Annotated in this window: 14 protein-coding genes; 12 read left to right on the top strand and 2 right to left on the bottom strand. The window is 70.9% G+C overall.

Translation table 11 applies throughout. From position 1 onward, the window contains the following. Positions 1-22: 22 nt before the first annotated feature. Positions 23-1,585, bottom strand: a complete 1,563-nt coding sequence (locus AAW14_RS20205; RefSeq protein ID WP_265565298.1) for an MFS transporter — start codon at positions 1,583-1,585, stop codon at positions 23-25. Positions 1,586-1,681: 96 nt separating this feature from the next. On the opposite strand from AAW14_RS20205, the gene AAW14_RS20200 reads away from it, so the two are divergent. After that, a complete protein-coding gene (locus AAW14_RS20200) occupies positions 1,682-2,317 on the top strand; it encodes a TetR/AcrR family transcriptional regulator (protein ID WP_265565297.1) in 636 nt (211 codons plus the stop codon). On the opposite strand, the gene AAW14_RS20195 is transcribed toward AAW14_RS20200, so the two are convergent. Next, positions 2,314-3,525, bottom strand: coding sequence for a PucR family transcriptional regulator (locus tag AAW14_RS20195; RefSeq protein ID WP_265565296.1), 1,212 nt, complete (start codon positions 3,523-3,525; stop codon positions 2,314-2,316). The genes AAW14_RS20200 and AAW14_RS20195 overlap by 4 nt on opposite strands. Before the next feature lie 161 nt (positions 3,526-3,686). Here AAW14_RS20195 and AAW14_RS20190 point away from each other — a divergent pair, with 161 nt between their 5' ends. The 11 genes from AAW14_RS20190 to AAW14_RS20140 all read left to right on the top strand — a co-directional run bounded on the left by AAW14_RS20190 (position 3,687) and on the right by AAW14_RS20140 (position 14,488). After that, positions 3,687-4,613: a proline dehydrogenase family protein gene (locus tag AAW14_RS20190; RefSeq protein WP_265565295.1), complete on the top strand. Its 927-nt coding sequence runs from the start codon at positions 3,687-3,689 to the stop codon at positions 4,611-4,613. A 38-nt stretch (positions 4,614-4,651) separates the two neighbouring features. Next, positions 4,652-6,292: an L-glutamate gamma-semialdehyde dehydrogenase gene (gene pruA / locus AAW14_RS20185; protein WP_265565294.1), complete on the top strand. Its 1,641-nt coding sequence runs from the start codon at positions 4,652-4,654 to the stop codon at positions 6,290-6,292. A 127-nt stretch (positions 6,293-6,419) separates the two neighbouring features. Beyond that, entirely contained in the window at positions 6,420-6,959 is a 540-nt protein-coding gene (locus AAW14_RS20180) for a GNAT family N-acetyltransferase (RefSeq protein ID WP_265565293.1), read from the top strand. Between the two features lie 300 nt (positions 6,960-7,259). Further along, complete coding sequence (locus tag AAW14_RS20175; protein WP_265565292.1) at positions 7,260-7,391, top strand: hypothetical protein; 132 nt, start codon at positions 7,260-7,262, stop codon at positions 7,389-7,391. 247 nt (positions 7,392-7,638) lie between these two features. Beyond that, positions 7,639-8,682, top strand: a complete 1,044-nt coding sequence (locus AAW14_RS20170; protein WP_265565291.1) for a 3-isopropylmalate dehydrogenase — start codon at positions 7,639-7,641, stop codon at positions 8,680-8,682. A gap of 266 nt (positions 8,683-8,948) precedes the next feature. Continuing rightward, positions 8,949-10,037, top strand: coding sequence for a branched-chain amino acid aminotransferase (locus tag AAW14_RS20165; protein ID WP_265565290.1), 1,089 nt, complete (start codon positions 8,949-8,951; stop codon positions 10,035-10,037). 174 nt (positions 10,038-10,211) lie between these two features. Continuing rightward, a complete protein-coding gene (gene ureA / locus AAW14_RS20160; RefSeq protein WP_265565289.1) occupies positions 10,212-10,892 on the top strand; it encodes an urease subunit gamma in 681 nt (226 codons plus the stop codon). Continuing rightward, the gene (locus AAW14_RS20155) at positions 10,889-12,571 is read left to right on the top strand and encodes an urease subunit alpha (protein WP_265565288.1); all 1,683 of its coding nucleotides are present in this window, start codon (positions 10,889-10,891) and stop codon (positions 12,569-12,571) included. Before ureA ends, AAW14_RS20155 begins: the two co-directional genes overlap by 4 nt. 8 nt (positions 12,572-12,579) lie before the next feature. After that, entirely contained in the window at positions 12,580-13,620 is a 1,041-nt protein-coding gene (locus AAW14_RS20150; RefSeq protein ID WP_265565287.1) for an agmatine deiminase family protein, read from the top strand. 26 nt (positions 13,621-13,646) lie between these two features. Next, positions 13,647-13,871 (top strand): hypothetical protein, encoded by a 225-nt coding sequence (locus AAW14_RS20145; RefSeq protein ID WP_265565286.1) that lies wholly within the window; start codon positions 13,647-13,649, stop codon positions 13,869-13,871. Between the two features lie 50 nt (positions 13,872-13,921). Beyond that, entirely contained in the window at positions 13,922-14,488 is a 567-nt protein-coding gene (locus AAW14_RS20140) for a TetR/AcrR family transcriptional regulator (protein WP_265565385.1), read from the top strand. Positions 14,489-14,546 lie beyond the last annotated feature (58 nt).

The raw sequence follows: 14,546 nt of genomic DNA, 5'->3' as shown, positions 1-14,546 counted from the left end.
TTTTCCTGCGCTGTGAGTGTCCTCAGGCGGAGACCCGCTCCGGCTCCGCGGCCGTGGTTTCGCGTACGTGGATCCGGCGCAGTGTCGCCGCCGCCCCGACCGAGGCCCCCGCCAGCACCACCGCCCCCGCGATCGCCGCCCCGTGCATCCCGCTGGTGAACGCGTCCCGGGCGGCCGAGGCCAGGGCGTCGCCCGCGCGTCCCGGGAGCCGGTCCGCGATGGCCAGCGCGCCGCCCAGTGTCTCCCGGGCCGGGGCCGGGGCCGAGGACGGGATGTCGTGGCGGTAGAGCGCCGTGCCGATGGAGCCGAGGACCGCCATGCCGAGGGCTCCGCCGAACTCCCCGCCGGTCTCCAGGAGGGAGGAAGCGGAGCCCGCCCGCTCGACCGGGGCCGCGCTCAGCGCGAGGTCCGTCATCTGGGAGATGGCGACGACGATCCCGGAGGCGAGGACACCGCAGGCGGCCAGTACCAGCCAGAGGGAGTCCGTACCGGCGAGGGCGAGCATCGCGTAGCCGGCCGCGGCGATCGCGAAGCCCGCGGAGACGACGTAAGCGCGGTTGACGCCCTTCTGGACCAGCTGGGTGGCGATCGGGGCGGCCATGCCGATCGGCACCGAGGGGAGCAGCGCCCACAGGGCCGCCTCCATCGCGCTCTTGCCGAGCACCGACTGCAGGTACTGCGTGGTGAAGAACGCCGAGCCCATCATCCCGAACGAGGAGACGAGGTTCAGCACCACGGCGGGGGCGAAGCCCCGTCCGCGGAAGAGGGCGGGGGAGATCATGGGTGAAGCCGTGGTCCGCTGACGGTGGATGAAGAGCGCCGCGAAGAGCAGGCCCACGGTCACCGAGACGACGTAACGGACGTGCCAGCCCTCCGACGGGATCTCCTTCAGGCCGTAGATCACGGGGAGCACCGCCGCCATCGACAGCGGGACGCTGAGGAGGTCGAACCGGCCGGGCTCGGGGTTCTTCGACTCGGGCAGCAGGAACGGGCCGAGGACCAGGAGCAGGGCCATCGCGGGCAGGTTCACCAGGAAGACCGAGCCCCACCAGAAGTACTGGACGAGGACGCCGCTCATCACCGAGCCGAGAGCGATACCGGCCGTCATCACCCCGGACCACATGCCGATCGCCTTCGCCCGCTGGCCCGGATCGGTGAACATCGTGCGGACCAGCGCCATCGTCGACGGCATCAGGGTCGCGCCCCCGATCCCGAGCACCGCCCGCGCCGCGATGAGCGTCTCGGCGCTGTTCGCGTACGCGGCGACCAGGGAGGCCGCGCCGAACGCGGCGGCGCCGATGAGCAGAAGCCTGCGACGGCCGATGCGGTCGCCCAGCGACCCCATCGTCATCAGCAGCCCGGCCAGCACGAACGCGTAGATGTCGAAGATCCACAGCTGCTGGGTGCCGCTCGGCCTCAGGTCCGCGCTGATCGCCGGTATCGCGAAGTAGAGGACCGAGACGTCCATCGAGACCAGCAGCAGCGGCAGCATCAGGACGCCCAGGGCGGTCCATTCACGGCGGCCGGCCCGGGTGGCAGCGGCGTCCGGGCCCAACTGGGCCGTCGTGCTTGTCGAGTTCGTCATGCCAGAGACTGTACGGGCGTCTTAAACGCTTGTCTAATACGGCCGTTTAAATCGCTCGTATAGGACGGCTGTATGAATCGAGATAGGGTGGTGGGCATGGGACACCGTGAGGATCTGCTCGAGGGCGCGAAGCGCTGCCTGCTCCAGAAGGGCTTCCTGCGCACGACGGCGCGCGACATCGTCAAGGAGTCGGGGACGAACCTGGCGTCCATCGGCTACCACTACGGCTCCAAGGACGCGCTGCTGGTGCAGGCGTACGTCTCACTGATCGAGGGGGTGGGCGAAACCATGGATCCCGGCTGGGGCGCGGGCGGCGAGGCGAAGGCGCCGCCCGGCTCGCTGGAGCGCTTCCAGGAGGTGTGGGCGAACGTCATCCGCTCGGTGCCGGAGTCACGGGCGATCTGGCTGCTGAGCTTCGAACTCATCTTCCAGAGCGACCGGATCCCGGAGGTGCGCCGCCTGCTGGGTGAAGCACAGGACGAGGGGCGCTCGGGCCTTGTCTCCATGTTCACCGGCATCCCGGAGGGCGAGCTCGACAAGGGGGCCGTGGACACGGAGGGCCGCTTCTACCAGACCCTCCTCAACGGGCTCATGGTCCAGTGGCTCTTCGACCCGGACTCCGCGACCGACGCCGATCAGCTCACCGAGGGGCTGCGCCGGGTGATCGCCGGTACGGCGAAGGGTGCCGGTACGGCGAAGGGTGCCGGTACGGCGAAGAGCGCGGATCGCTAGAGCCGCGCCCCCTTCAGCGCCATGTGCAGCAGCAGCCGGTCCTCGCCGTCGTCGAGGTCCAGGCCGGTGAGCTGCTCGACGCGGGACAGGCGGTAGTAGAGGGTCTGCCGGTGGATGCCCAGTTCCGCCGCCGTGCGTCCCGCCTGGCCCGCGCAGTCCAGGAACACCTCGGCGGTGCGCGCGAGTTCGCGGTGGGCGGGGGACAGCAGCACACGCACGGCCGGGTCGCGTGCCGCCTGCGGCGGGAGCGATGTCAGCAGGCGGTAGGGCCCGATGGACGCCCACTGTGCGATGGGGCCGAGCCGTGGCTCCGCCAGGGCGGCGCGGGCCGCCGCCGACGCCTCCTGCCAGGCGTTGCCAAGCTCTGCGAGGCCGTGGCGGACGCCGGCCACCCCGGCCGCGGTCCGCCCGCCGCCGCGCGAGCCCTCCGCCTCCCGCAGCAGCCGGGTGGCCGCGGTCAGCGCCGGGGTCAGGACGTCGGTCGAGCGCAGCCGCACCAGCAGCGCCAGGCACTGGCCCGCTGCGCCCCACGGCACGGTGCACAGCGCGGTCGTGGCAGGCATCGTCCGGACCGAGGGGGCGTGGTCGGGGTCGGCCGAGGGCCAGGGGGCCACGCACACCACCGTGTGCAGGCCCTCGCCCCGCACCCCCAGCGCCGTACGCAGCTCCGCCACCGCCATGTCCTGCTGCCAGCCGCGCTCGGCGGTGAGGACCGCGCGCAGCTCGCGCGTCAGGTCCGCGCCCGCCTGCGCCTCGTCCGCGAGGAGGGCGCCGATCCGGGCGGCGACCTCCATCGCGGCGGACAGCTGCGCCTCGGACGGGCCCGGCTCGTCGGCCAGCGCCCATACGTACCCGAGGACGACACCCCGGTGGCGAACGGGCAGACAGATCCGCCCGCGGTAGACGCCCGCCTCCGGCGTGGGCGGAATGCGCACGGGGCCGGTGGCGCGTGCGATGCCGAAGCCCTCGAACCATCGGCGCACCGCCGCCGTGGAGCGCCGCGTGAGGATCGAGCGGGTGCGCACCGGGTCGAGGGACGCCTCGTCGAACTCGCCCTCGCTGTCGTACGCGGCAAAGGCGATCAGCTCGAAGTCCCGGTTCTCCAGGGTCGTGGGGGCGCCGAGCAGCTCCGAGATCTCGTCCACGAGCTCCTGGTAGTCGCCCCGGCCTGCCTTGAAAACATCCGCCACGCGGGCATTCTCCCGCATTCTCCCGTCGCGCTCATACAGATGTCTGAGATCCAGGGCACGGATGCGTGACAGCTGTCGATGGCTGAAGATCAGAGCAATCCTTAGGTTTCACGGTGGTTCTCCGTGCCGTACCCGAATAGTCGGGATTCGGCCTCCTGATGCCTTTGTGGAGGTGCCCCGTGCTGGGTCCCGTGATTCTCGCCGCGTCGCGCAGCGACCGGATGCGCCGTCTGATCTCGGCAGCCCCGGTGACCAGGCAGGTCGTCGACCGCTTCATCCCCGGCGAGAGCGTCGACGAGATCGTCCCGGTCGTCGAGGACCTCACCGCCAAGGGCCTCGAGCTGACCATGGACGTCGTCGGTGAGGACATCACGACCCCCGAGCAGGCCGCCGCAGCCCGTGACGCGTACCTGGAGCTGATCGACCGGCTGCAGCCGCTGGAGCTGGGCCCCCGTGCCGAGATGTCGGTCAAGCTGTCGATGTTCGGCCAGGCCCTCCCCGGCGGCCATGAGCTGGCCCTCGCCAATGTGCGCCCGGTCGTCGAGGCCGCCGCCGCGATCGGTACCACTGTCACGCTGGACGCCGAGGACCACACCACTCTCGACTCGATGTTCGCCGTCCACGAGGAACTGCGGAAGGACTTCCCGGGGACCGGCTGTGTGGTCCAGGCCTACCTCTTCCGCACGGAGGCCGACGCTCGGCGCCTGGCCGCGAGCGGCAGCCGGGTGCGTATCGTGAAGGGGGCGTACAAGGAGCCCGCGTCGGTCGCTTACCAGAACAAGCAAGAGATCGACAAGGCGTACGTCCGTGTCCTGAGGACCCTCATGGAGGGTGAGGGATACCCGATGGTCGGTTCCCACGACCCGAGGATCATCTCCGTCGCGCAGGAACTCGCCCGGCGCGCCGGGCGCAAGCTCGACGAGTACGAGTTCCAGATGCTGTACGGCATCCGCGGCGAGGAGCACCTGCGCCTGGCCGCCGAGGGCCACCGCATGCGGGTCTACACGGCCTATGGCACGGACTGGTACGGCTACTTCATGCGCCGCCTGGCGGAGAAGCCCGCGAACCTGCGCTTCTTCGTCCGCTCGATGGTCAGCAACGGCTGAGCCCGACCCACACCGCTCAATAAGGAGTTACGGAACACATGGACGCTGTGACCCAGGTCCCCACCCCCGTCAACGAGCCGGTGCACGGCTACGCCCCCGGTTCGCCCGAGCGCCTCCGGCTGGAGGCCAAGCTCAAGGAGCTGGCCGAGAACCCGATCGACCTGCCCATGACCATCGGCGGCGAGAAGCGCATGGGCGGCGGTGAGCCGTTCCAGGTCGTGCAGCCGCACAACCACAAGGCGGTCCTCGGCACTTCGCGCAACGCCACCCAGCAGGACGCCCAGGACGCCATCGACGCCGCCCTGGCCGCCGCACCCGCCTGGCGTGCGATGTCCTTCGACGACCGCGCCGCGATCATCCTGCGCGCCGCCGAGCTGCTGGCGGGCCCCTGGCGCGAGACGATCGCCGCCTCCACCATGCTCGGCCAGTCGAAGACGGCCCAGCAGGCGGAGATCGACACCCCCTGTGAGCTGGTCGACTTCTGGCGCTTCAACGTCCACTACGCCCGCCAGATCCTGGCCGAGCAGCCCCCGGCCAACTCCCCGGGCGTCTGGAACCGCCTCGATCACCGCCCGCTGGAGGGCTTCGTCTACGCGATCACCCCGTTCAACTTCTCGGCGATCGCCGGCAACCTGCCCACCGCCCCCGCCCTCATGGGCAACGTCGTGGTCTGGAAGCCGTCCCCGACGCAGACGCACGCCGCGGTGCTGCTGATGCAGCTGCTGGAGGAGGCGGGTCTGCCCAAGGGCGTCATCAACCTCGTGACCGGTGACGGCATCGAGGTCTCCAAGGTCGCCCTGGAGCACCGCGACCTCGCGGGCATCCACTTCACCGGCTCGACGAAGACCTTCCAGTACCTGTGGAAGACGGTCGGCAACAACATCGAGAAGTACCGCTCGTACCCGCGTCTGGTCGGCGAGACCGGCGGCAAGGACTTCCTCGTCGCCCACCCGAGCGCGGACCGCGCGGTCCTGAAGACGGCGCTCACCCGTGGTGCCTTCGAGTACCAGGGCCAGAAGTGCTCGGCGACCTCCCGGGCGTACATCCCTGCGTCGATCTGGAACTCCGGTTTCAAGGAGGAGTTCGCGGCCGAGGTCGACTACCTGGCCATGGGTGACGTCACCGACCTGTCGAACTTCATCGGAGCGGTCATCGACGAGCGCGCCTTCGCCAAGAACAAGGCCGCGATCGACCGGGCGAAGGAGGACCCGGCCTGCACCATCGTCGCGGGCGGCTCCTACGACGACTCCGTCGGCTACTTCGTGCGCCCGACCGTCATCGAGTGCACCGACCCGGAGAACGAGGTCTTCAGGACCGAGTACTTCGGCCCGGTCCTCGCGGTGCACGTCTACGACGACAGTTCGGCCGAGAAGTACGACGAGATGCTGACCCAGATGGAGTCGGTCTCCGACTACGCCCTGACGGGTTCGGTCGTCGCGAACGACCGCGCGGCGGCCGCGTACACGATGGACAAGCTCCGCTACGCCGCGGGCAACTTCTACATCAACGACAAGTCGACCGGCGCCGTGGTCGGCCAGCAGCCCTTCGGCGGCGGCCGTGCCTCCGGCACCAACGACAAGGCGGGCGCCCCGCAGAACCTGCTGCGCTGGACCCTGACCCGCGCCATCAAGGAGACGCTGGTCCCGCCGACGGACTACACGTACCCGCACATGGGCTGAGCCTCTGCCTCCCGAGGCTCCGGGCCGGGAAGCCGTCCGCCAGGACGACGACCCGGCCCGCGCGTGTTTCCGGGTGATGCGGCCCGTGGTCATGGCCGACGGTGGTCCGGTACGGGATACTGACGCCGTGACCGTCCGAGTCCGCACCGTCCATACGGCCGACCTGGCTCCCGGCGAACTGCCGGCCCTTCGGGAACTGCTCGAGGAGGCCTTCGAGGGCGACTTCGACGACGAGGACTGGGACCACACACTCGGCGGGATGCACGTCCTCGTGAGCGACGACCGGGGGCTCGCCGCGCACGGGTCGGTCATCCTGCGGCGCGTCGGGCATCGTGACCGCTGGTTGCGCGTGGGGTACGTGGAGAGCGTGGGTGTGCGGCCGGACGTGCAGCGCCAGGGGCTCGGCGGGCGCGTCATGGCCGGGCTGGAACGGATCGTCGACCGTGCCTACGACCTCGGCGCGCTCTCCGCCAGCGACGAGGGCGCCGGCCTGTATGCGGCCCGGGGCTGGCAGCTCTGGTCCGGCCGCGTCTGCGCCCTCGGCCCCGACGGGGTGCTGCGCCTCCCCGACGAGGAGGACTGCACTTTCCTGCGCCCGGCGGCGGCCGGCCCGCTCGATCCGGCGTACGAGCTGGTATTCGACTGGCGCAACGGGGACCTGCTCTGACGAATCTGACGGTGTCTCGGATGCGCGTCATGGAACGTGTGTCCCGCCGCCCGACGTTTCCGCAGTTCAGCGAGGTGTGACCCGATCGGCCGTCTCAGATAGTAGGAAGTCCGAGTAGTTGTGGAGACAGATGCCCGGTCCTCCCTTAGTTTTGTAGGAGCCGAACGTCTCGCTCGAACCAGCGAATGGCGGTCGTGAGCCGGGCCCCGTGCAGGCAACCCCTGCGGCACAGCTCCCCGCCCCTCCGGCGTCTCGAAACCCCTTTCCGCACTCCCGGATCATCGAAGGAGTCGATTCCCCATGGCCGAGACGACCGCCCGCCGCCGAGTCCGTCACGTTTCCCGGACGAACGAGTCCGACCGCAAGAACGCCGCCGCCGCGCTCCAGCGCGCCCTCGACCGCAGGGACAACGGCGGAGAGACCGGCCACTGAGCAGCGTCACCCCCCGTCACTCCGGGGCCGCCACCCCGGGGGTCTGAGCACCACCCACGAGCCGGGAGCCGCACCCGCACGAGGTGCGGCGCGGTCGCGCGCCTCGCGTCGCCCGCCGCGCCGCACCTCGAGGTGGTCGAGCCGCTCGCCGCTCTGCGTCCAGCGCCGACACATCAGGCGGCCCGCCCCTGCGTCCGCATCCCGGACAGCCCGTGTCATCCCATGGGACAAGGAGTACGGTGCCGTCATGTCTCGCAGCATCAATCTCGCAGTGATCCCCGGTGACGGCATCGGCCAGGAGGTCGTGGCCCAGGGGCTCAAGGTCCTCTCCGCCGTCCTCCCGCAGGATGTGAAGCTGGAGACCAAGGAGTACGACTTCGGCGCCCGGCGCTACCACGCCACCGGCGAGACCCTCACCGACGCCGACCTGGAGCAGCTCAGGCAGCACGACGCGATCCTGCTCGGCGCGATCGGTGACCCGTCGGTCCCGTCCGGCGTCCTGGAGCGCGGCTTCCTGCTCAAGCTCCGCTTCGCCTTCGACCACCACGTCAACCTGCGGCCCTCCAAGCTGCTCCCGGGCGTCGAGACCCCGCTCGCGGGCCAGCCCGAGATCGACTTCGTCGTGGTCCGCGAGGGCACCGAGGGCCCCTACACGGGCAACGGCGGCACCATCCGCACCGGCACCCCGCACGCGGTGGCCACCGAGGTCTCGCTGAACACCGCCTTCGGTATCGAGCGCGTCGTGCGCGACGCGTACGCCCGCGCGCAGGCCCGTCCCCGCAAGAAGCTGGCGCTCGTCCACAAGAACAACGTGCTCGTGCACGCCGGTCACCTGTGGACGGACATCTTCACCAAGGTGGGCGAGGAGTTCCCCGAGGTCACCACCGAGTACATGCACGTGGACGCGGCGACGATCTATCTCGTCACGCAGCCCGAGCGCTTCGACGTGATCGTCACCGACAACCTCTTCGGCGACATCATCACCGACCTGGCCGCGGCCATCTCCGGCGGCATCGGGGTCGCAGCCTCCGGCAACATCAATCCGTCCGGCGAGTTCCCCTCGATGTTCGAGCCCGTGCACGGCTCGGCGCCCGACATCGCGGGCCAGGGCAAGGCCGACCCGTCGGCCACCGTCCTCTCGGTCGGCCTCCTGCTGCGCCACCTGGGCCACGAGGCCGAGGCCGCCCGCATCGAGGAGGCCGTCTCCGCCGACCTCGCGGAGCGGGTGGGCAAGCCCGCTCGCACGACCGACGAGATCGGCGACGCGCTCGCTGCACGAGTAGCCGGCTGACCCGGCCGCTCTCACACTCCCTGACAAGGCCGCCGGGTCGCCATCGCGCCCGGCGGCTTTTCCATGCCCTCGCCGGGTGTCACCATCGACCCACCCCTGGGCACACCCGAGGGCCGCATTCAGACCGTTTCTTCCACGGCTGCCCGCTTGCGATAATCGAACGAGGAGCCGCGGAATGAGGGAATGCTCGGACGTCCTAGCACTGGCCACTGCCAGTACGGACGTGAGCGCGGCCCGTCAACACAACCGGTGAAGGACAACCACACATGACGACGCCCACGATCGAGCTGAAGCCCTCCGCGACCCCGCTCTCCGACGCCGAGCGGACGGCGATCCTGGCCAACCCCGGGTTCGGCCGCCACTTCACCGACCACATGGTGACTATCAAGTGGACCGAGGGACGGGGGTGGCACGACGGTCAGCTCGTCCCGTACGCGCCGATCTCCCTCGACCCGGCCACCAATGTGCTGCACTACGCGCAGGAGATCTTCGAGGGCCTCAAGGCGTACCGCCAGCCCGACGGCTCGGTCGCCATCTTCCGCCCGGAGATGAACGCCCGGCGCTTCCAGCGTTCCGCCCACCGCCTGGGCATGCCCGAGCTGCCGGTCGAGACGTTCATCGAGGCGTGCGACGTCCTCGTCCAGCAGGACCTGGCGTGGGTGCCCGCCCACGGCGGCGAGGAGTCGCTCTATCTGCGCCCGTTCATGATCGCCACCGAGGTCGGCCTCGGGGTGAAGCCGGCCAACGAGTACCTCTTCCTGGTCATCGCCTCCCCGGCGGGCGCCTACTTCGCGGGCGGTGTGCGGCCGGTCTCCATCTGGGTGTCCGAGGACCGGGTCCGCGCCGTCCCCGGCGGCATGGGCGACGCCAAGACCGGCGGCAACTACGCGGCCTCCCTGCTCGCCCAGGCCGAGGCCGCGGCCAAGGGCTGCGACCAGGTCTGCTACCTCGACGCCGTGGAGCACAAGTGGGTCGAGGAACTCGGCGGCATGAACCTCTACTTCGTGTACGGGAACAAGATCGTCACTCCGAGTCTGACCGGCTCCATCCTGGAGGGCGTCACGCGTGACTCCCTGCTGACCGTCGCCCGCGACCTCGGCTACGAGGCCGAGGAGGGCCGCGTCTCCATCGACCAGTGGCAGGCCGACTCCGAGAACGGCACCCTCACCGAGGTCTTCGCCTGCGGTACCGCGGCGGTCATCACCCCGGTCGGCACGGTCCAGCGCACAGGCGCCGAGTGGACGCAGTCGGGCGGCGAGCCGGGTGAGGTCACCCTCAGGCTCCGCGAGGCCCTCCTGGACCTTCAGCGCGGCACCCGCGAGGACACCCACGGCTGGATGCACAGGCTCGGCTAGACGCCGCCCGCCTTCGGGGCCGTCCCGGACTTCGCGTCCGGGACGGCCCTTTTGCCTGCCCATGAATTAGAGCGCTGGTCGATGGAGAGAGATCTCTTACGCCACTGATGCTTCCCATTAAAGGACTCTGCGTTTAGAGTGACGCTCTAAATCTCGGAAGGTCAAGGAGACGGCGTGAGACTGACTCCCACGGAGCGGGACCGGCTGCTGCTGTTCTCGGCCGCCGAACTCGCGCGGGCCCGCAAGGCCCGCGGCCTCAGGCTCAACGTGCCGGAGGCGACCGCCCTTATCGCCGACACGGTCTGCGAGGCGGCCCGCGACGGCGCCCGTCTCGTCGAGGCGATCGAGCGCGCCCGCGCGGTCCTCGGCCCGGTCGACGTCCTGCCGGGGGTCGCGGACATCGTCACGGAGGTGCATGTCGAGGCCGTCTTCGACGACGGCTCGCGCCTCGCTGTCGTCGGCGACCCCATCGGGGGCGGACCGGGGGAGCAGGCCCCGGGCGGGCTGCTGCCGGGACCGGAGCACACCGAGCCCGCTGCGGTGGCCCGGGTGACGGTCACCAACACCGCGACCGTGCCCGTCTCCGTCACCTCCCACTTCCACTTCTTCGAGGTCAATCCGCGGCTCGACTTCGACCGGGCAGCGGCGTACGGGATGCGGCTCGCCGTGCCCGCGGGATCCTCCGTCCGCTTCGGGCCGGGGGAGAGCATCGAGGTCGGGCTCGTGCCGATCGGCGGCGGACGCGTGGCCATCGGCTTCGCCGGGCTCGTCGACGGGCCGCTGGACGCGCCGGGGGCCAGGGAAGAGGCTCTGCGCCGGGCCGCCGCCTGCGGCTACCTGGGAGCCGGACGATGAATCCGTACGAGTACGCGGCCACCCACGGCCCCCGTGCCGGTGACCGGATCCGGCTCGGCGACTCCGGGCTGGTCGTGCGGATCGAGTCGGACGCGCAGAAGTACGGCGAGGAGTTCCTCGCCGGCTTCGGCAAGACCGCCCGCGACGGGCTGCACCTGCGGGCCGCCGCCGTACGCGAGACCTGTGACGTCGTCGTCAGCAACGTGGTGGTGATCGACGCGGCGCAGGGCATACGGAAGGTCTCCATCGGGATCCGGGAAGGCCGCATCCACGCGATCGGACGGGCCGGGAACCCCGACACCCTCGACGGGGTCGACGTCGTGGTCGGCACGGGCACGTCGATCGTGTCCGGAGAGGGGCTGATCGCCACCGCCGGCGCCGTCGACACCCATGTCCATCTGCTGTCGCCGCGCATCATGGAGGCCTCGCTCGCCTCCGGGGTGACCACGGTCATCGGCCAGGAGTTCGGCCCGGTGTGGGGCGTCGGCGTCAACTCGCCCTGGGCGCTGCGGCACGCGTTCAACTCCTTCGACGCCTGGCCGGTCAACATCGGCTTTCTGGGCCGGGGTTCGTCGTCCGACCCCGCGCCCCTGGTGGAAGCGCTGGCCGAGGGCGGCGCCTCGGGCTTCAAGGTGCACGAGGACATGGGCGCCCACACCCGGGCCCTGGACACCGCCCTGCGCGTGGCCGAGGAGCACGACGTCCAGGTCGCCCTGCACAGCGACGGTCTGAACGAATGCCTCTCCGTGGAGGACACGCTCCGGGTTCTCGACGGGCGGACCATCCACGCCTTCCACATCGAGGGCTGCGGCGGCGGTCATGTGCCGAACGTCCTGAAGATGGCGGGCGTGACGAACGTCATCGGCTCCTCCACCAACCCGACCCTGCCCTTCGGCCGGGACGCCGTCGCCGAGCACTACGGCATGATCGTCTCCGTCCACGGCCTGAAGACCGATCTGCCCGGCGACGCCGCCATGGCACGCGACCGTATCCGCGCCGGGACCATGGGCGCCGAAGACGTGCTGCACGACCTGGGCGCGATCGGCATCACCTCGTCCGACGCGCAGGGCATGGGCCGTGCGGGCGAGACCGTGCGCCGCACCTTCGCGATGGCCGGGAAGATGAAGGCCGAACTGGGGCCTCTGGAGGGCGACGGCCCGCACGACGACAACGCGCGCGTCCTGCGGTACATGGCCAAGCTGACCATCAACCCGGCCATCGCGCACGGCCTCGCGCACGAGGTCGGCTCCCTCGAGGCCGGCAAGCTCGCCGACATCGTGCTGTGGCGGCCGGAGTACTTCGGCGCCAAGCCGCAGCTCGTGCTCAAGGCCGGCTTCCCGGCGTACGGCGTGGTCGGTGACCCCAACGCCGCGACCGACACCTGCGAACCCCTCGTACTGGGACCGCAGTTCGGCGCGCACGGCGCGACCCCGGCCGACCTGTCCGTCGCCTTCGTCGCGCGGGCCGCCGCCGAGCAGGGCGGCGACCGTATGCCGACCCGGCGCAGAAGGGTCGCCGTGCGCGGCACCCGGGGCATCGGCCCCGCCGACCTGCGTCTCAACTCCCGTACGGGAGCGGTCGATGTCGACCAGCGCACCGGCCTGGTCACTCTCGACGGCGACCCGGTTCGCTCCGAGCCCGCCGACTCGGTGTCCCTCAACCGCCTGTACTTCCTCTGAGGACCCCTATGAACACCCCCGCCGCCGACGGCTTCCGCATGCCCGCCGAGTGGGCCCCGCACGAGCGCACCTGGATGGCGTGGCCGGGCTCCAACCCGACCTTCGAGGACCCGGACGACCTCGCCGCAGCCCGTGCTGCCTGGGCATCGGTCGCCCGCGCGGTCCGTCGCTTCGAACCGGTCACCGTGGTCTGCGGCCCCGGCCGGGCGGCCGAGGCGCGGACCCTGCTGGGCGACGGCATCGAGACCGTCGAACGCGACCTCGACGACGCCTGGATGCGCGACACAGGGCCCACCTTCCTCACCGACGGACGTGAACTCGCCGCCGTGGACTGGACGTTCAACGGGTGGGGCGCCCAGGGCTGGGCCCGCTGGGAGCACGACGCGAAGATCGCCGGGTATGTCTCGGACCTTGCGGGCGCGCGGACGTACGTCTCGAAACTCGTCAACGAGGGCGGGGCGATCCATGTCGACGGAGAGGGCACGGTGCTGCTGACCGAGACCGTCCAGCTCGGTCCCGAGCGCAACCCGCACTGGACGAGGGAGCAGGTGGAGGCGGAGATCCACGCCCACCTCGGCACCCGCAAGGCGATATGGCTGCCGCGCGGTCTGACCGGCGACTACCCCCCGCACGGCTTCGGCACCCTCGGCCATGTTGACATCGTCGCCGCGTTCGCCCGCCCGGGTGTGGTGGTGGCGCACTACCAGCCGGACCCGGCGCATCCCGACCACGAGGTGACCCGGGAAGTCATCGGCATCCTGAGGTCTCAGACCGACGCGCGCGGCCGCCCCCTGGAGGTCGTCGAGGTTCCCGCACCGACGACCCTGGAGGCGGACGGCCGCTGGGCCGACTACTCGTACATCAACCACTACCTCTGCAACGGCGGCGTCGTGCTCTGCGGCTTCGACGACCCCCGGGACGAGACGGCCGCCGGGATCTTCCGCCGGCTGTTCCCGACCCGTACGGTCACGCTCGTCGACGCACGGACGATCTTCGCCGGCGGGGGAGGCATCCACTGCATCACCCAGCAGCAGCCGAGGCTCCGGTGACGGCGGCGGTCAGGTAGAACGTACGCGTGGATGTACTGCTCTGCGCCGCGTGCGGCCGTCGACCGACCGAACCGGTGGGGCGCTTCGACGAGATGCCCGAGTACCCCGGCCAGGACGGGCTGCCCGGCCCCGGCGGACGGCGGCACGGCCCGGCACGCGTCTGCTGCGGCGCCTACGAGGCCCGCCCGGCCCCGGACGCCCTGCGCGTGACGGCCGCGGAGGCCACAGGGGCCGCGGAGGCCGGCGAGTGACCCGCAGGCGCACCGCCGCGCCGCCCCGCGAGGACGTCCTCGCCGCGGCCATGAACATGATCGCCGAACGCGGCCTGGAGAAGCTCACCATGGCGGCGCTCGGCCGTGAGGTCTCGATGAGCAGCGGCCATCTGCTCTACTACTTCCGCTCCAAGGACGAACTGCTCCTGCGGACCCTGGAGTGGAGCGAGGGCAGACTGGGCGCCGAACGCGGTCGCCTGCTCAGCCGTTCCGCCCCGGCTCGGGAACGGCTTGACGCGTATGTGGACCTCTACGTCCCCGACGGCCACCGCGACCCGCACTGGACACTCTGGCTGGAGGTCTGGAACCGCTCGCAGAACGCCGATGACGACGCTCGCGACCGCCAGGCGGCCATCGAGGGCGCCTGGCACCGCGACCTCGTGGCGCTGCTCGCCGAGGGCGTGTCCCGGGGGGAGTTCCGGGAGGTCGACCCGGACCGCTTCGCCGCACGGCTGCGCGCCCTCCTCGACGGCTTCTCCATCCATGTGGCGATCGGCCTGCGTGGCACGGACCGGCAGCAGATCATCGGCCACGTCAGGGAGTTCCTGGACGAGTCGCTGAGCCGGCCGGGGGCCGCCACACCGCGGCCGAGGTGACCCGCCCGCCGTGAACGCAATGACCACAACCCGCGGCACTCTTGTCGCACCCGCGAGC

Source organism: Streptomyces hygroscopicus (assembly GCF_026168105.1).
In the GTDB taxonomy this organism is placed as follows: Bacteria; Actinomycetota; Actinomycetes; order Streptomycetales; family Streptomycetaceae; genus Streptomyces; species Streptomyces hygroscopicus_D.
Note: the sequence above shows the minus strand (reverse complement) of the source record. Positions and strands in the feature narration are given on the sequence as shown.